Origin of the sequence: Ktedonobacter sp. SOSP1-85 (genome assembly GCF_016587415.1) — a bacterium.
Lineage (GTDB): Bacteria > Chloroflexota > Ktedonobacteria > Ktedonobacterales > Ktedonobacteraceae > Ktedonobacter.
Window position 1 is genome coordinate 1405531 of record NZ_BNJI01000001.1, and the last position, 17815, is coordinate 1423345.

At 52.3% G+C, this 17815-nt stretch carries 14 protein-coding genes; 5 read left to right on the plus strand and 9 right to left on the minus strand.

The genetic code is table 11. The features are described from left to right. Positions 1-358: 358 nt before the first annotated feature. Positions 359-2623 (minus strand): peptidase domain-containing ABC transporter, encoded by a 2265-nt coding sequence (locus KTE_RS06090; RefSeq protein WP_236600301.1) that lies wholly within the window; start codon positions 2621-2623, stop codon positions 359-361. A 37-nt stretch (positions 2624-2660) separates the two neighbouring features. Then, positions 2661-3230, minus strand: a complete 570-nt coding sequence (locus KTE_RS06095) for a hypothetical protein (RefSeq protein ID WP_201371523.1) — start codon at positions 3228-3230, stop codon at positions 2661-2663. 261 nt (positions 3231-3491) lie between these two features. Here KTE_RS06095 and KTE_RS48780 point away from each other — a divergent pair, with 261 nt between their 5' ends. From KTE_RS48780 to KTE_RS06105, 3 genes are all read left to right on the plus strand, one after another. After that, complete coding sequence (locus KTE_RS48780; RefSeq protein WP_236600299.1) at positions 3492-3998, plus strand: IS630 family transposase; 507 nt, start codon at positions 3492-3494, stop codon at positions 3996-3998. Then, the gene (locus KTE_RS48785; RefSeq protein ID WP_236600298.1) at positions 3929-4504 is read left to right on the plus strand and encodes an IS630 family transposase; all 576 of its coding nucleotides are present in this window, start codon (positions 3929-3931) and stop codon (positions 4502-4504) included. Before KTE_RS48780 ends, KTE_RS48785 begins: the two co-directional genes overlap by 70 nt. A 357-nt stretch (positions 4505-4861) precedes the next feature. Next, positions 4862-6682, plus strand: a complete 1821-nt coding sequence (locus KTE_RS06105; protein WP_201379552.1) for a hypothetical protein — start codon at positions 4862-4864, stop codon at positions 6680-6682. Positions 6683-7593: 911 nt separating this feature from the next. Here KTE_RS06105 and KTE_RS06110 read toward each other — a convergent pair. Both KTE_RS06110 and KTE_RS06115 read right to left on the minus strand, forming a co-directional pair. Continuing rightward, positions 7594-7932, minus strand: coding sequence for a hypothetical protein (locus tag KTE_RS06110; protein WP_201379554.1), 339 nt, complete (start codon positions 7930-7932; stop codon positions 7594-7596). A gap of 430 nt (positions 7933-8362) precedes the next feature. Further along, positions 8363-8686: a hypothetical protein gene (locus tag KTE_RS06115; RefSeq protein WP_201379557.1), complete on the minus strand. Its 324-nt coding sequence runs from the start codon at positions 8684-8686 to the stop codon at positions 8363-8365. A 1177-nt stretch (positions 8687-9863) separates the two neighbouring features. Between KTE_RS06115 and iscB the strand changes: the two genes are divergently transcribed. Further along, positions 9864-11180: an RNA-guided endonuclease IscB gene (gene iscB, locus KTE_RS06120; protein WP_201379559.1), complete on the plus strand. Its 1317-nt coding sequence runs from the start codon at positions 9864-9866 to the stop codon at positions 11178-11180. Between the two features lie 22 nt (positions 11181-11202). Here the strand turns inward: iscB and KTE_RS47380 are convergent, their stop codons facing one another. From KTE_RS47380 to KTE_RS06130, 3 genes are all read right to left on the minus strand, one after another. After that, complete coding sequence (locus KTE_RS47380; protein WP_236600302.1) at positions 11203-11829, minus strand: IS4 family transposase; 627 nt, start codon at positions 11827-11829, stop codon at positions 11203-11205. After that, the gene (locus KTE_RS47385; protein ID WP_236600303.1) at positions 11756-12583 is read right to left on the minus strand and encodes a transposase DNA-binding-containing protein; all 828 of its coding nucleotides are present in this window, start codon (positions 12581-12583) and stop codon (positions 11756-11758) included. Before KTE_RS47385 ends, KTE_RS47380 begins: the two co-directional genes overlap by 74 nt. Before the next feature lie 128 nt (positions 12584-12711). Next, positions 12712-13146 carry a hypothetical protein gene (locus KTE_RS06130; RefSeq protein WP_201379561.1) on the minus strand — a complete coding sequence of 145 codons (435 nt, stop codon included), beginning with the start codon at positions 13144-13146 and terminating at the stop codon, positions 12712-12714. Positions 13147-13536: 390 nt separating this feature from the next. On the opposite strand from KTE_RS06130, the gene KTE_RS06135 reads away from it, so the two are divergent. Next, positions 13537-14844, plus strand: a complete 1308-nt coding sequence (locus KTE_RS06135) for an RNA-guided endonuclease TnpB family protein (protein ID WP_201379563.1) — start codon at positions 13537-13539, stop codon at positions 14842-14844. A 67-nt stretch (positions 14845-14911) separates the two neighbouring features. On the opposite strand, the gene KTE_RS06140 is transcribed toward KTE_RS06135, so the two are convergent. Together KTE_RS06140 and KTE_RS06145 are read right to left on the minus strand one after the other, a co-directional pair. Further along, a complete protein-coding gene (locus KTE_RS06140) occupies positions 14912-16048 on the minus strand; it encodes a cytochrome P450 (protein WP_201379564.1) in 1137 nt (378 codons plus the stop codon). Positions 16049-16063: 15 nt separating this feature from the next. Next, positions 16064-17650: a GxGYxYP domain-containing protein gene (locus tag KTE_RS06145; protein ID WP_201379565.1), complete on the minus strand. Its 1587-nt coding sequence runs from the start codon at positions 17648-17650 to the stop codon at positions 16064-16066. Positions 17651-17815 lie beyond the last annotated feature (165 nt).

The window sequence follows — 17815 nt, forward strand, 5'->3', positions numbered from 1 at the left end:
CATTCCTCGCTATTCGTTGTCCTTCACTCTGCCAGTGGATTACCTATCTTTATTATATTTATCATGCAAAACGATATTTACTATAAATTAAAATACGCTTCCTCTTTATATTCAGCCTATGCATATCTTAGAATGCTCTGTACAAAACAACTGACAGGAGGGCCTGAGCGTTTGCTCAGGCCCTCCTGTCAGTTGTTTTGTACAATCAGCCAAAAATCCTACGTGCAAGTGTAGAGAGGAGGTGTGGTGGGTGCTGGCGGCCGCGGCCGCCAGCACCCACCACACCTCCTCTTATGCAAAATCAGAAGTAGCCTAAAAAATGTCCCATCCTTAAACATAGAAGAGACCCTGTACACAATTAGCCTTTTATCGTGAGTGCCGTCATCGGTCGTGTATCCTCGCGTTCAATCTGATAGAGAATCAGGCCAGCATAGAAGCCCCCACGTTGTACAAGCTGGTCATGTGTCCCCTGCTCGACAATAGTACCGTTATCTAAGACCAGGATTAAGTCAGCGGTACAGATCGTGCTCAGGCGATGGGCAATGATGATCTGCGTACATGAGAGGGAATGCATGTTGTTGGCGACACGCTGCTCTGTCGCGATATCGAGCGCACTGGTAGCTTCATCAAAGAGCAGAATAGAAGGTCTGTGAGCGATAGCGCGGGCGATAGACAGGCGCTGACGTTGTCCCCCCGATAAAGCACTCCCACCTTCGCCAACATGCGTTTCATACCCCATAGGCATTTTCACGATATCATCGTGCAGAGCGGCTAAACGCGCGGCCCTGGTCACCTCATCCATCGTCAAGTTCTGATTATTCAGGCGAATATTATGCGCAACCGTCCCGCTAAAGAGGGCTGATTCCTGCAACACCACGCCAAACTGGCGGCGCACCTCTTGATAATTCAGATATTGTAGAGGCATGCCGTCATAGATGATCATTCCGTCGGTTGGCAAGTTTAGCCCCAGAATCAACTTGCCCAGCGTGCTTTTTCCACTTCCCGTACGACCCACAATAGCAACTTTCTGACCAGGCCTGATACTCAGATTGATATTGCGCAAAACTTCAGGCGCGCCTTCTGTATAACGGAAACTCACATTCTCTAAGTGAATTTGCCCCGTCAGTCTAGGAGGCATCCCAACCACATGCTTGTTTTGCTCAGGGGGAGTAGAAATGATATCCGAGAGGCGGTCAAAATTCGCCTGAATACTCTGTAACTGCTGCGCGCTGCCCACAAGTGAGATCAGAGGAGCCAGGAAAGCCCCCACAAGTGTATTGAGAGCGAGCATCGTGCCTAGAGACATTGAGCCATTAAGCACCTGCATGGTTCCTACCCAGAGCAGAGCCAGTGACGAGAGCGATTGCAAGACGGTTTTGACAGTTCCAAAGACTGCCGAAAAGTAGCTGCTGCGCGTCGAAATGTTCAGTTGATCAAAGAACAGGTTGGTCAAACGATCCACAGCTCTATCTTCTGCGCCAGCGGCCTTGAGAGTAGCGATACCACTTACGGCTTCAGTCAGGTAACCCTGTGAACGCCCCTGTGCCGTGAGCATCTGCCTGGACATATTACGCATAACAGGATAGGTGGCGACAACAAAGACGATTTCAATGGCACCGATAAGCAGGGCCAGGCCCAAAAACACAGGTGATTGCCACAGGAGGATAAAGAGATACGTAATCACCATTCCCCCATCTAAAAGAGTGGAAATGAGTTGACTACTGAGCATCTCGCGGATAACGCTGTTACCCCCTAAACGGCTCAAAAGGTCACCGGTTGAGCGCTGCTGAAAGAAGCTATACGGTAGCGTCAAGAGGTGCTCAAAGAGTCCCAGCATCATATGCGTATCCAGACGCGCCCTCAAGTATACAAGCAACCACTCACGCAAGAGCGAGATCAAGATCTGAGACAAAACGAGCAAAAACATGCCGACCGCGAGGATCTCCATCAGGCTTGCTAATTTAAAAGGGATGATTTGATCCATGATGATCTTGGTAAGGACCGGCTGAATCAGCCCCATAGCCTGTAAGAAGAGCGAGGCCAGAAGGATCTGAAAGAGAATGCCTGGAATCTGCTTGATAAAAACCGTAAGGTATTGAACCAGGGTTAAGGGGGGAGCCTGACCCTGGCGATCAAAGCTTGCTTTAGGCTCAAGCATAATAACGACGCCAGTAAAGCCTTTATCGAACTCCTCCATACTGAGGCGCAAACGACCATGAGCGGGATCCACGACCTCGACATACTTCTTTGTCCAGCGCTCTACAATCAGAAAATGATTGAACTCCCAATGTACGATAGCGGGCAAGTTCACCGCACGCAAATCACTCTTCTGCAAGGAAACAGCGCGTACCCTCAAGTCATAATGACGGGCGGCCTTAACGATTGTCAGGGCCGAGAGGCCATCACGCCCAACCCCCATACGGGAACGCAGTTCTGTTAGCGTTGTTTTGCGCCCGTAGTAGCTAAGAATCATTGCCAGGCAGGTTAAACCACATTCAACTTCGCTTACCTGCAATATCGGAGCAATGCGAGGCTTGAACAAGCGAGGGAAAGTCAAGCCTGAAGAGCGTTTCTCGACAGGCTTTTCCTTTCCTTTATCCCCTGGTTCCTTTGGCAATTTCATCGTTTCGTCTTGTGCTTTGAGTTCTTTGACCATATTCTTAACCCGACTTTCCAGCTAGCCACTCTAACCCAGGAAAGAACGCAAGCATCCGCTGTGATCCTGTCTGCACGTTGGCGAGAACAATTGCTCCGGCATATCTTTCGGTTGGTAGTGCCTGTGCCTGAATCAGTATGGCAATTGAGGGTTGCCTGACCAGTAGACTACAGCCAGCCATCAGCTCATATTGCTGACATAATGTAGCGGGGCTCTGAGCCTTTAGATTCACCTGCGCGATTGTGCCTGTTATTTGCTGGCTACTAGCCCCTCCTACACTCAGCGAGACAGTTTGTCCCACACGCGGCTGCAACGCCGGCGACCAGGGTACAAAAACTACAACATTGCTTTGATCTGACTTTACTTGCTTAAGAACAATGCCCGCCCCAGCATTATATAAAGGGATCTCCTGGTACCAGGACACGGTACACGTTACTACTACTATGGCCAATAAGAGCCACATCACAAGCGCCAGTGGAGTATTGATAAATTGCGGTACGGTATCTTTCTCCTGGCCTTGTAAGTAGTGTTGAAGTGCGTTTTTACGGAAGACAGGATGGTTAGGATTCAACATAGGTATTTTAATCTTCTATGCTACTACTACAAAATTAAATCTACTAAATGCATTATAATAACTTTCCCAAATTACTTTGTAGTGATCAACTTGGAAAGTGGGAGAGGTATTTCTCACGAAAGCAATCAAATTCCCAGCATACAAAATTTCTTCCAACCAAACAAAGCTCACGAGTAAATATATATAACCAATATTCCACTAATTATTGACCTGAGCATGAGGATCTAAAGTGAAGCACGATGCGAGCCGATGAACGGAGGTATGAGCAAGAAAGAACCCCTTCCCAAAGATTGGCGCGAAGGTCGACGACTGCGTGCCTGGCAACTGTATCAGCAAGGCTGGAAACAGAAAGACATCGCCGAGGCCTTGGGAGTCACTGAAGGTGCGGTGAGTCAATGGATGAGTCGAGCGAAGCAAGATGGTCCTGATGGGCTGCGCCACCAGCCACCACCAGGTCCCCAACCTAAACTGACTGAGGAACAACGCGCCCAGTTGCCTGACCTGCTGGCCAAAGGATCCGAGCACTATGGATTTCGCGGTGAGGCCTGGACCACGGCTCGGGTGGCAGTGCTGATCAAGCAGCAATTTGGTGTCAGGTATCATCCAGCCCATTGTAGCCGCCTCCTTCGCGCAGCCAAGCAGAGTGTGCAAAAACCGATTGAACTGGCCACCCAAAGGAATGAAGAGGCCATCAAGGCATGGAAAGAAGAGCGCTGGCCTGCCCTCAAAAAAAAGCAGAGCAAGAAAAGCGGCAGATCGTTTTTGTAGACGAGGCGGGCTTTTATCTCTTGCCGATGGCGGTGCGCACGTATGCTCCTGTGGGCCAAACGCCGGTCCTGCGCGTGCCGCTGACGTATGACCACATCTCGGCTATTGGTGCGCTGACTCCCGAGGGGCGTCTCTTTATGCAGACCCAAGAACGCTCTTACAAGGGACCAGATGTGGTGGGGTTTCTGCGACTGCTGTTGCGCGAGATCCCAGGCAAGTTGCTCGTCATCTGGGACGGTTCCACCATCCATCGCTGCCAGGCCGTCAAAGATTTCCTGGCGCAAGGCGCTGCTGCACGCATTCACCTGGAACGTTTGCCTGCCTATGCACCCGAGTTCAATCCCCAGGAAGGAGTCTGGAATCTGCTTAAACGTCGTGAACTCAAGAATCGCTGTTGCAAGGATCTGTCTGAGCTTGAGCATGAACTGCTGCTCGCCCGTGCAAGGCTCAGGCATCGCAAGCAGGCTCTGCGTCACTGTTTTGCTCATGCCGGCTACTCTCTTTAGGTTTTTATGCTCAGATCAATATTAAAAAATTAATATTAGAGCAAACAAATACACAAATCGTTTTTACTATTATTTTGCTATTGAACAAAAAATGCGAATTATTTACAATACAAGCGTATCTGAAGTGCATAACGGTCTCTTACGTGAGAGAAACCAGAGGCACAATGTAGCTTCTCTTCAATGAAGCTACTTGCTTCTTCTCCGAAAACCCTGAGCGCGCTTGTCCCCGAATGGGGGAAGTGCTAGACACGTAGTGGCGTGGGGTTCGGAATAAGATCTTAAAAGGTACATCCAAGAAGAAGATTTTGGCATACCCAAACAATCTACTTTCATTGTGAAAGGGTCATAAAGACATTGATGAGCAACATATCTACTCTCTCCGAAGCAACTACTAGCTACAATTATCGGCTAGCAGATGTGGCCTTCTATCCAATCGGCAATCAGCGCGTGCTCGCCCATGTTAGAGATACCGATACCACACGTATCCTACATGTAGGTCTTGCAGAAATGCTTACCCAGTGTCAGAAGTTTAAAACTCTTGACGAACACCTCCACGCTTTTAATCAGGAGCGGCAGCTCGGCGATACCACCCTTCAAACGTTGCGCAGCAACCTCCAGCAGTTCGCACGGGATGGTTACCTCGTTTCGCAAAACGATCTTCGCCATCTCTTCCAAAGATCAGAGAAGCAATTTTCGCCTTCGCCTATAACTTCCATCGGCTTTCCAACATGCGATCGGGTAGAAGCATTGCAGCGGGGCATGATCAGTTATTTAGAGCACTGCATCCGCTTTGACCGCACCCCCGAGTTTGTTGTGGCAGATGACTCTAGATCTTCCGCTACGCGTGAATCTTACCGCCAAATGTTACACAGCTTAAAGGCTCGCTATAGCATGAATATTGCCTACGCCGGTCTTGAAGAAAAGTCGGCCTTTATCAAGCGACTCAGCAATAAAGGGAACATACCAGAAGAGGTCGTTTCCTGGGCTTGTCTTGGTGACAAACGATATGGCGCAGTCACTATAGGAGCCAACCGCAACGCACTATTACTTCATACTGTGGGAGAACGCACATTCAGCTCTGATGATGATATTATCTGCCATGTCGCCGCCTCTCCCGAAATGGAAGAGGGGTTGGCAATAAGTTCCAAAGGGAGTCCCCTGGCGATCCGTTTTTATCCCGATCGGGAAAGCGCCCTCTCGTATGTCCAGTTCTCAGAGCAAGACATTCTCGCACTACATGAACAGTGGCTCGGGCAAGATCCCAAAGAAGGTGGAGCCGGCTACGCTGGTGATAGTCAAATCTCAACCGAGAAAGCTGACCCTGCTTGCTTGCAAAAATTAGCCACCCAATCAGGCAAGGTTGTCCTGACGGTGAATGGTAGCGTAGGTGATTGCGGCTGGTCTGCCGAAGACGAGCTTTTTTTTCTAACCCTAAGAGGTAAAAACTTCGAGCGGCTAACAAGCTCCGAGCAGGCTTATCGCTCAGCGCTTACAAGCCGCGAAGTAGTTCAAGTAGTAGAGCAGACCACCATCACAGAGCAAGCGAAGCCTTTCTTCGGTATGTGTATAGGGCTGGACAACCGCGAACTGCTACCTCCGTTCCCTCCCGTTGGACGTGGGGAAGACGCCATATTTGGAGAAATGCTCACGCTATGCTTTCTCAACACCTACACCGTACACCTCCCCTGGACTCTCGTTCACTCCCCCCTCCAAGTTCGGTCATACACACCATCACCTATACTCAATGTGGGTTTTCCCGACTGGATATTAGCCTGTATTGGACTCTTTGAGCCTAAATTTGTCAGCAGCCCGGTTGATCGCCTATACAAATTGGGGCAATTTGTCGAAGAAATCGGTTGCCTGCCCAAGGCTTCTTTTACCGAATTTGCGCACCATCTCCTGTGGGAGGGTAGAGGGGTATTTGTCGCAAGGTTAGAAGAACGATTGATCAGGGATCAAGAAAACCTTCCTGCTTTTTGGCGACGTGATGTAGAAAAGTTCTTCAAAAAGATGCATCAAAGTGCGTTACTGCCAATAGAACAGCTTTTCCAAGTAAATCCAGTTTTGATCCAACATGCTTCAGTGCAGTTTGGGCAGCTTCTCAAGTGGTGGCCTCAAATTGTCGAAGCCGCCAGACAACTCCATGCTGACGGCTATCGCCTGGCGCAACCTATCTAAGGCCTATCGTACTGTCGGGCAGACAGGGTACGCCGCTTCGGCGCTTGTGGAATCGCTACCGAGTAGCTGGGGGTTAAGAGCAGATACCCCCAAAGACATTGCCTTACTTGGAGGGGAAACCCAAAGAGGACAAGAGCATGGCAGAAGAAAGCGGGGAAGCCAGAAGGGAGGTATGGCAGTTTGACCCGCAAGTCTTGGATGCATGGTAAAGCTGTGTTTGTTGAACCCAAGTTCTCGTGGAGAAGCCCGCTCCCATCATAACCTCCATGACACGATGACCCTGAAATGGCGTCCTGTTCCTGTTGGGACGTGAAAGCTCTTTTCAGGGAACGGCCCGAAATGATCGGGTGAAAGAACGAACGGGTACCTACCCATCCTCAACGTTTCACAAGCGCAAATGCGGGATCGCCTACGGGCGCGAGCCTATGGCGACGGAGTTCCCGTAATACCCAAATAATCGGAGTAATGTCCGATACAAGGGGAAGGGGAACAGGTTGTACGATAGCAGAAAAGGGAAGCATGCGTAATGCAGACGACTGAACTGGGATGCTATCGGAAGCTGGAGAGCCGTGTGCGGTGAAAATCGCAAGCACGGGTTCGGAGGGGGGAGGTTGGAAAAGTACCGGCAACGGCAACTCGCCAGCCCCCTACCCTACAACGGGTGAGGCGCAAGTCGCACCGAACGCTTCTGGACAGACTGCCTCTACTCGTTCTGGTCGCAAGGCGAGAACGGGCAAGCGGGCTGGATGAAAGAAGAATCCCCCTTGCTTTAGCAGGGGGAGTGTCAATTAGTTGATCTTGCAATCGACATGGATTAACGAATGCTCGAGAGTACATTAGATTAGATTTGTGTTTATGGACATCAGTGTGCCATAGACTTTATGGCACACTGAAATATTCAATGGTTCGTTTTAAAGTAAGCCACCCAATAGAGGCACAGATCCTAGTAATTTAGAGAAGCTCCCAAGACCATTCGCTCCTCCAGGCGCACCACCTGCGAGACCATCCGCTCCTCCAGGCATACCACCTGCGAGACCATCCGCTCCTCCAGGCATACCACCTAGACCATCCGCTCCTCCAGGCATACCACCTAGACCATCCGCTCCTCCAGGCATACCACCTAGACCATCCGCTCCTCCGGGCACGCCGTCCAGTCCGCCATTGATCATAGTCAACAGCTCGTCATTCAGCTCAATTTCATTAGCAAGCGCTTCGTGGTCGTTCCCTGTATGATATTCATGTGACATCATGTGTATGTTCCTTTCTCTGTTTCAACCTGAAGTATTCGTGGTAACCTTTTTTAAGAAAAGGGAAACGAAGCTGTAACGGCAATCTCTCCCTCTTCAATCTCTTCATCATATTCGTGGAGATATATAGCCAGACCTCGCAATTATCCACTTTTCCTCTCCACATAGGCTACCTATCCATATTATATTTATTAGACAAAGTAGCCAATTTTTTATTTACAGTTCAATAAAATATTCGCTTTAATTTATACATGCACGCAAATTTTTCTATTTATCTAAAATATGCGCATCCAGACTTTATCGCCTCCTCTTGCAGAGAGGCCAAAATTCCACGGAATAAGCTATTGCGCCAGCCTATAATAGGAGAGTTAGACGCTATACAATGTCCACTCTCCCATCGAAGCATCGCCACAACTAGCTCAAGCGTTATTACTTAGAAACACCCAAAGCCGCCGCCGCCGAAGCCGCCATAGCCGCCTCCAAAGCCGCCATAGCCGCCGCCAAAGCCTTTACCAAAGTGGCCAAAGCCCTTGAAAAGCTTTTTAAATCCGCCGCCGAAGCCACCGCCATAGCCGCCGCCGAAGCCGCCATAGCCGCCTCCAAAGCCGCCATAGCCGCCGCCTCCAAAGCCGCCGCCTCCAAAGCCGCCGCTGCCGCCATCTACCATCTCCAGATCGCTGTCATTCAATTCGACCATCTCATCAGCAATCACGTCTGGGGTCTTATTGTTCTTTGCGCCAAAAATGTTCCACTTCATAACCGTTAAAACCTTTCCTCTGTGCATGCTAAAAATTTTTATCACAGCAATTTGAAGCATATATAGCAAAGTTTACAAACAACAGTAACCGCCTTACACTATCTTTTTTTGCTGGAAGTCGATCAGGCTTGCAAACTTTACTATTTTTCCGCACTTCAACTGCCTTCACTATTCATATTACTTATAGGTAGCAAAATGATATTCACAAACATTAAAAATGCTTACTAGCCTCTTTAACGTTATACCCTCTCCCTACTTCAATAACATAACCCTCCTTTGACAGAGAAGAACTCACCGCCTCACCGCTGGGGCTGCAAGCCCCAGCGGTGAGGCGGGTTTTTCGTGGGCTTCAGCCTTTGCTGGACGCTCCTCCCCTTCCCGGAGAGATTGAACTTATGTTCTATTTGTGCTATACTCTGCATGAGCCATATGCAGACATACACGTGTTTTCGTTGGATCTCAACATCGTCACCAGGAAAAGCCTCACGCTCCTCTGCAGGCAGAGAGGTCCGCGAAAGCGGGAGGTGGGCACGGCTCCCGGGCCACCCAACTCGCAAAAGAACCATCCATTCTTGGCACAGGGCATGGAGCCGTGGTCGCGCAAGGCATCGCGCAGCCGCGCCCCCGAAAGGGGAGAAGAGACACCTGAGATGGCAAGCGCCTCTTTGGGTATTGCTCACCCACTACGAACCTCGCCGAGTCGTCCCTATGGGACATCCACTCAGAGGGTCGCGTACGTAGCAGTGCCACAAGAAGCCGCGCGGTTTGAAAACCGTTGGCGGCGTGTCACAAACCAGGTATTTCTGTTCTCACTTCTAGCCTGGTTCGGAGAGTTCTTTTTCTCATCTCTTGTGGTCAGCGACCCCACAGGTGAACCTGGGGGCTTGTCCGAAGCCGCTCCGTGCGGTCTGGGACACGTCCCGATGCTGACCAGCCCCCTTGGCGCTCGCACCAAGGAGCCGTTGTCTGGAGGTGCCCACGTTCGGACCATTCGGTAGCTTTTCCAGCCGGATGCTCTCCAATCCCCATGTTAAACAGGTTGATGGGGTGTCCAAAGCCAGTGCATAGGGAAGATGGCCGCCAGCCAACAGGGGCGAGGAAAACTCTACCTGGCAGGGTCCCCTGCCAGCGATCCCTCATTACCGAGGGTCCCGCAAGGGAAGGAAGGACTCCGAACATGTCACGCATCATGATCGTTGACCAGCACCGCAAGCCCTTGATGCCCACGACGCCAGCACGAGCGCGCCTCCTGCTCAAGAGTCGCAAGGCCGCGATCCTGCGGCGTTTTCCCCTGGTCTTGATTCTCGAAGAGGAGCGTCCAGATGCCGTGGTCGAGCCACTGCGGGTCAAACTGGACCCTGGCTCCAAGACCAGTGGAATGGCCATCGTCAACGACTGTTCTGGGGAAGTGGTGTGGGCGGCGGAACTCACCCATCGGAGCCAGGAAATTCACGAAGCCCTCTCCAAGCGCCGAGCGGCCCGTCGTTCTCGGCGAAGCCGCCACACCAGGTACCGGGCAGCCCGCTTTGCCAATCGCCGCCGCCCCCAAGGCTGGCTGGCCCCCTCGTTGCGCAGCCGGGTGCTGCATCTGCTGACCTGGGTCAAGCGGCTTGCCCACTGGTGTCCGGTTGGTGCGCTCTCCTTGGAACTGGTGCGTTTTGACCTGGCGCTGTTGCAAAACCCCGCGATCGAGGAGGTGGATTACCAGCGCGGCACCCTGTGGGGAACCGAAGTGCGCCAGTATCTGCTGGCGAAATGGGAGCATCAGTGCGCCTACTGCCAGGGCACCGGGGTCCCCCTAGAGATCGATCATGTGGTCCCCCAGAGCCGCGGGGGCAGCGACCGGATCGCCAATCTGGTGATCGCATGCCACCGCTGTAATCAGAGCAAGGCCGATCAAGCGCTCGAAGCGTTCCTAGCCGATCGGCCGGAAGTGCTCGCGCGGGTGCAGGCACAGCGCAAAGCGCCCTTGAGAGACGCTGCCGCGGTCAACAGCACGAGGTGGGCGCTGTACGCGCACCTCAAGGCGCTGGGGACGCCGCTGGAAACAGGCTCTGGTGGTCTCACCAAGTGGAACAGAGTGAGCCGGGACCTCCCCAAGAGGCACTGGATCGATGCTGCTTGCTGCGGACGCTCGACGCCAGCACGTCTTGTGGTCCAGCACGTTCGTCCCTGGATCATCGAGGCGACGGGTCGGCAAGCGAGACGCATGGTCAATGTCGACAAGCATGGGTTTCCGGTCGGACGAGCCAAGGGGCCGAGCCGTGTGCAGAGCTTTCGCACCGGAGATCTGGTCCGCGCCAGGGTGACGAAAGGGAAGAAGATCGGCACCTACGTGGGGCGCGTTGCGATCAAAGCCGACGGGTACTTTAAGCTCATGGGCCGCCCTTATGGCATGGTTGAGGGCATTCACGTTCGCTATTGTACACCATTGCACCAAAGAGATGGCTATGCCTACTGGCAGGGAGAGGCGGCGCTTCCTCCCCAGGCGTGAACGCCTGTCTCTTATACACAAATTACAAACGAAGATGAGAAGCGAGTCGCACCCCTTCAAGAAGGGTTTGAACGCGAAGCCAACCCCTCCAAAGGGGTTTCCAACCGGGAGGACCATCGCTGCGGCGGGCCAAATAGCCTCCCATTTGAGCGACGGCTTTCCAAGCGGCTTCTGTTGTCATCTGTGTCGGGGACTGACCCGTTTGCGCCGCCACTACGGCGAGGACATCGGCTTCAAACACCTGGGACGCAGGTGCCTGAGGTTCTTGGCGGGAAAGATCTCGCAGTTGCAGCAATCGCATAGCCACTGGAGACAACAATCCCAACAACCGCATGATGCGTTCTACACGTTGCAGTTGGCGTTCCTCCAGACGACATCCTGTTTTGAGGCATTGATGATATTCCTCGACCACCCAACGATGTTTGTACCACTCGACCCGCTCCCAGGCCTGAGCAAGGGTCGTTGTTGGCACCGACGTCAGCAGAATCCACTCCAAGGGCTCTTCATCAGCCGGAGTCAGCTCTTCCCAGACTCGCACCGCCCAAAGAGGCAATGGCGTGTTGCCTGCTCCTGGTTCATTGCGAGGAGGCAACACCTTCAATGGTCCCGCATGCGAGATGGACCTGAGTGCAACGAGCGCTTCTGCCATGAGTGGCAGGCACGTTCAAAGGGTGTGTCTCTTGAGAGGGCCAGGAGCGGATCTCATCAAGCACATGGGTTGCTTCTCCATGTTCCTCGTAGGCGCGCCGGTTTTGCATGCCTCGTACCAGAAAGTGGGTCTGTGTGGCTTGGCACGCCTCAAAAAACGCGAACAGGTCGGCGGCGCGATCTCCAACATGGATCACGAGCAGCGCTGGCTGAAAGTGGCCTAACCGCCTCACCAAACGCGCCCAGACATCCGTTTCCCGTTGGCTACGTTGTCGTCGCTGGCCTCGTGTCTCGCCTTGGGGGGCAGGAGTACGTACAAAGGGCTCCTGCATGGCACAGCCCATCACCTGGCCACTCTCAGCTTGGACTGCGAGCACCGTTTGCAGGTACAATCCTCGTCCCCGCTCGTTGCCAACCTGGCCCAGACCTGTCGTTTTGGGATGATGGCTCAAGTCGACCTGGGTCGTGTCCTGGACCAGCAGGATAATGCTCTGTGCCTCAATCTGTTGGCGGGTCTGTTGCCAGTGAGGCTGCATGAGCGCCTCAAAGGTCACATCATCTGCATCGAGCAAGCGATACAAGGCCATCACATCCTTCCAGGTCTGCATTTGGGCCGGCAAGGAGGCCGAGGCATTCTCAGCCATGCGACGAGCCGCCTTGACGGCTCGACCCGTTCGCCGAATAGCCTTGAGCCTGGCCGGCCCGAACGTCTTTTGGGCCCAGCGTTCTGGGTCCAGGAGGTCTTGCGTGTTCATCTTCCTATTCTAGCAGTTTGTTAAATCCGTAAAAGAGACAGGCGTGAACGCTGGGGCCTCCGCGCCGGCGTTTTGCTGACGTAGGAGTAAATGTGCTGGAACAACCTTTCCCCGCCGATCAGCTTTTTCTAGCAGCCGCAGCCCCCTCTGTTGCCTTTGCCGCCTTTGCCGCCTCTCCCACCTATGAAACCTTTATGTCCACCATGGCCAAATCCGCCTCCAAATCCGCCTCCAAATCCGCCTCCAAATCCGCCATAGCCGTTGCCATAACCGTTGCCATAGCCATTACCATAACCGCCATAGCCGTTACCATAACCGCCATAGCCGCCATAGCCGTTGCCATAGCCGCCATAGCCGTTGCCATAACCGCCATAGCCGTTGCCATAGCCGCCATAGCCGTTGCCATAACCGCCATAGCCGTTGCCATAGCCTCCACTAGTATCGCCACCCATACCAGAAGCTTGTTGAAGTTCGGCTTCGTCTAACTCAAAACCACCGATAGTATCTCTGAGCCTCACGGTTTCCGGCTCTTCATCCCAATACTGCGCACTATCACACTTCATACCAGGGTTCCTTTCTTCATCAGACAAAGATCGTGTTAAGTGATCAGATCTGATTGTTTGGTCAAGCTTATAAATTACAACCAATTCTCAAAAAGAGACATAACCCTTAGAGAGAATAAAGCGCTCTTTATGAACAGTGTTCCATCAAGCAACCTATTTTCCCTCCGTCACTATTCAGGTTATCCCTATCTGATAGAAAGCTATTCAAACCCATCAACACAAAACCAATCTTTTTCACCGAAACCGCCGCAGGATGCCCCTGCCCTTTCAGGCATGGGGAGGAATGCGGCGTTCCTTTGTAGGTGGCTTGGGTGAGATACACCGTAGACATTCTTTCATCTGCTACTTCTCTATTGACAGGTAAATGAAAACTATGATATACTCCAGAGTATGAAAACGGTATTAACAGCGAAACTCAAATTGAATACAACGCCCGAGCAATTCAAGGCATTACGTGAGACGCAACTGGCATATCGTGATGCTCTCAACTATGTCAGTAAATATGCCTTTGAGAATGGCAAAATGAGTAATGCTGTTCGTCTGCAAGATGGCACATATGATGAGATTCGCCTCCATTTTCACCTTCCCTCACAAATGGCCTGTTCTGTTCCTCGCCAAGTTGGAGCCACCTATAAAGCTCTCTGGACAAAGGTGAAGAACAACGCTGCTCATCGTAAGGCAAAGAAAACCAAAAAGCGGCACAAAGGGCTTGATAAGGCTCCTACGTTTCTCTCTCCCACGCTGACCTATCAGTATAAGAAGGATTACACGTTCAAGAAAGAGCAGCAGGTGAGTCTCCTCACTCTTGAGGGACGTGTCAAGGTTCCCTATACTGGCTATGATAAGCACGTGGCATTGATCCAGCGTGGAGCACAGATTGGTGCATCGAAACTTTGGTATGACAAGCCCAAGAAGCAGTTTTACCTGCTCGTCTCCCTTGAAGTGGAGGCGGCTGATCCTACCCCTGAAACGCACAAGCAGGTCGTTGGCGTGGATGTTGGGATGCGATACCTTGCCGTGACGGCGACGATGCAAGGCGATTGCACCTTCCATGCTGATATCTCTCCTATTGCCAAATCACACCACTACGCACGACTGAGAAAGCGTCTGCAAAAGAAAGGCACTCGTTCCGCGACCAGGAAACTGGTTGCCATGAGTGGACGAGAGAGACGGTTGAAGCAGAATACCAATCATGTCGTGAGTAAGCGGATCGTCCTAGAGCACCCTCAAAGCTTGATTGGACTGGAGAATCTGACAGACATTCGAGAGCGGACCAAACGACGGAAAGGCAAAAAAGCCAGTGCAAAAGCGCGAAAAGCCAATCGTATCTACTCCAAATGGGCTTTTGGTGAGTTGCACGCGATGATCGCCTATAAAGCGCTCTTGCATCGAAGTATGGCGATCAAGGTGGATGCCAACTATACCTCGCAGGCCTGCCCCAAATGTGGGCACACCTGCAAAGAGAATCGCTCTCACCATGGTTTGATGTTTGTCTGTAAGAATTGTCAGTACATGCTCCATGCCGATCTGGTTGGCGCGAGGAATATTGCCATGAGAACGCTTCTTATCCGGCAAGACTGGATAGGAACGGGCGTCTTGTCAGTACGCCCTGATGTGTCGGACGCTGAAGCCAAAGCAGCACGCCTGAAAAGGTATGCTGAGTTGCGGTGGAGTTCAGACACAAGCCCTCGGCTTTAGCCGTAGGGTATCTGACGAATTGTTCAGGTACGCTATTCTCAGCAATAAAGGCGGAATCGCAATGAGGCTAACGAGGGGTAAAAACGATGGGGAAGTGCTTGGCACCTTGCATAAAACCCTGGGGGTCAAGCGACTCTAGCGTGCTTCCTGGGTGTCTTTGAATCGAGGAGAAACGCTGGAGCATGATCTCTAGTACTATTCGCGTCTCCAGGCGCGCCAGCGGAGCACCCAGGCAGTAGTGCACACCATGGCCGAATGAGAGATGGGGATTGGGCATTCTGGTGATGTCAAAGCGCTCAGGATGCGAGAAAACAGCTTCATCATGATTGGCGGAGGCGATGTAGGCACTGATCCATTGCCCTGCATAAATAGACTGTCCACCTAAATGCGTATCCTTTTTGGCGACGCGGAACATGAAGCGCAAGGGCGAGCGATAGCGCAGAACTTCTTCGATGGCTCCTGGCAATAGCATCAGGTCTCGTGCCAGGTCGTCAAGAAGATGAGGGAACTCATCAAAGCAGAGAAAGACATTGCCCAACAGGTGCGTGGATGTAACATTGCCTGCCACTAGCAAGAGGATGCAAAAGCCTAACAGCTCAAGCGTAGAGAGGTGCTCTCCTCCCACCTGGGCCGCGAGCAGGCTGGAGATCAGGTCCTCCCGTGGCTCACTACGGTGTTCATCAAGCATATGCGAGAAATATGCACTCATCTCACCCATAAAATCGCTGCCATCAAAAGGAGCCACGCCAGCCAGGAGATCAGACCAGTGGCGAAAGCGTGCCCGGTCGGAGGCAGGCACACCCAGGATTTCAGCAATAATGGTTACCGTGAGCGGATAAGCCAGATCGTCAATAATATCCATCTCGCCGCGACTGGCGTGCTTTTCCAGCAAAGCATTGACCAGTTGCTCAATGCGGGCAGTCATCTGGGTCACGATGCGAGGCGTAAAAGCCTGGGTGATCAGTGCGCGGAGATGGCGGTGGCGCGGTGGATCCAGCGCCACCAGGCTTACGTCCATCGGCGTGAGCGTATGCCCTTCAGACTCGACCTCGGAGGAAAAGGCCTCATAATCGGAGAGTACCCGCTTGACGTCGTCATAGCGAAACACCATCCACTGCTGATGCTGCTCGCTGTATGTGACAGGCGCATGCTCTCGCATATGCCGATACCAGGCAAAGGATGAAAAATCGGAGTCATTATGCATTAAAAGGCTTTCCTGTTACAAGGTCTGGGCGAGCATTGCCAGGAGATCACGCGGCAACACCAGTTCATATTCGTCTCCCAGGCGCGCCATGACCTCTAAAAGTGTTGAGGGTGACATGCGCCAGGCCAGGACATAGATATTGAGGAAGAGTGGACGCTGGCGGCGAATCTTCGCGGTTGTGGTAATCAATTGTACCGTCTGCTCAACACTCATTGCCAGGCCCAGGCTCTGATACCAGGGAACCTTGTTCGCCAGGTGCCAGCAGGCCCAGAATGTGCCAGCACCACTTAATATACCACGCAAACCATCAGGAGTAAGCAGACTGGTGAAGGTGCGTTGTAGACGTTTATTGAGAAAACCCATGCCAGTGATGCTAAATGGGAGCAGGCCCAGGCCATGGAGAAAGTCTGTATCTAGAACCTCTAATGTCGAGAGTCCCATGGCTTGCATCATCTCACCCGTATCATCCAGGAAGTCTTGCATATGCTGCGTAGGCCAATGCGATGGGAACATATACCCAGCCCCGCTGGGAGCCGCTATCAACTCATCATTCGCCGTCGCGCTCTCCAGGTAATACTTCGCCAGGGAAGGCGCGAAGTAGGGCAGCGCGGGCGAGATGGTCCAGCCCAGTGGCAATGAACCACGCACGTTATCACGCCAGAGTTGCAGCAAGCGGTGCTGGCAATACTGAATATTGTCACCGTCGCTAATGGTAAAAGAGAGATACGTTTTCTTCTGTGGCGCTTTGCTGGCCTGCACAGCTGGAGCGACTGGCAGAGGCATATCGGCCATGGGTAGCGACAACCAGACCTCCAGGTTCTGATAGTAGTCCGAAGCGTAGACAGGCAGGGCATGCTGCGAAGTCAATTGTACACCGCTCCCCTCATCAGGAAACCAGCCCAGGTGTAGCGCCCCCGCCGGGTAGTTAGCCAGGATCTCTTTGAACAACGCCCGCTCGGAGAGCCAGTCTACCTGGGGTTCTGGCACATATTTGCGTGCATCCAGCCAGTAGACAAAGGCACGTGTTGCGACGAGAAGCGAGCGCAAGGGCGTCAGGCCCTCCGGAGTCAGACCAGCCAGTAAAAGATTGTTAGTGTCGCGCAAGAAGCTCTGCTGCGCCCAGCGATACATGTGCAGACGCGAACGCCACTGGTAGTTACGCAGGTCATCGATAACGGGAAGATGATACTGCTGCTGAAGGGAAGCCGCCAGTTCAGGATCAGCCACAAAGCCATCGCGCAAACCCGCAATCGTTGTTGCCAGATTGAGTGTATCCTGTTGAGCGGGATCATAGATGACAATGCCCTTGATACGTGTGCGATACTCCTGGATCAGCGCACCTAATACGTCGCCACCACTTACGCTCATACTGCGGCGTGGCAGAGAGTCAGGAATCTGCTCGAGCCAGAAGCGGTCGTCTTGATTGTAGATCAGGTAGACTTCAGGCTGAGAACGATTGATCAGGCCTGTTAGGGTCGATACCGCCTGGCGCTCCTCTGAGGATGTTGAGGAGATATCATAGATGGACAACTGCTCAGGGGCCTGGAACAGGGAACGCAATTGAGTTAAACACTCATTCAGGTGCATCATTGGATTATGCACGCTAGCATCTCCTCTCCGCCGCTGACACTTACGCCTTTAAGCGAAGTTACAAAAACCATAGCTTTCGCTTATACCTGAAGTTAAGTATAACCAAAAAAGCGTACAAAAGAAACCTTAACACAACATTTCTTGATTCTCCTGCCTGATTGATGTTATTCTACTTGC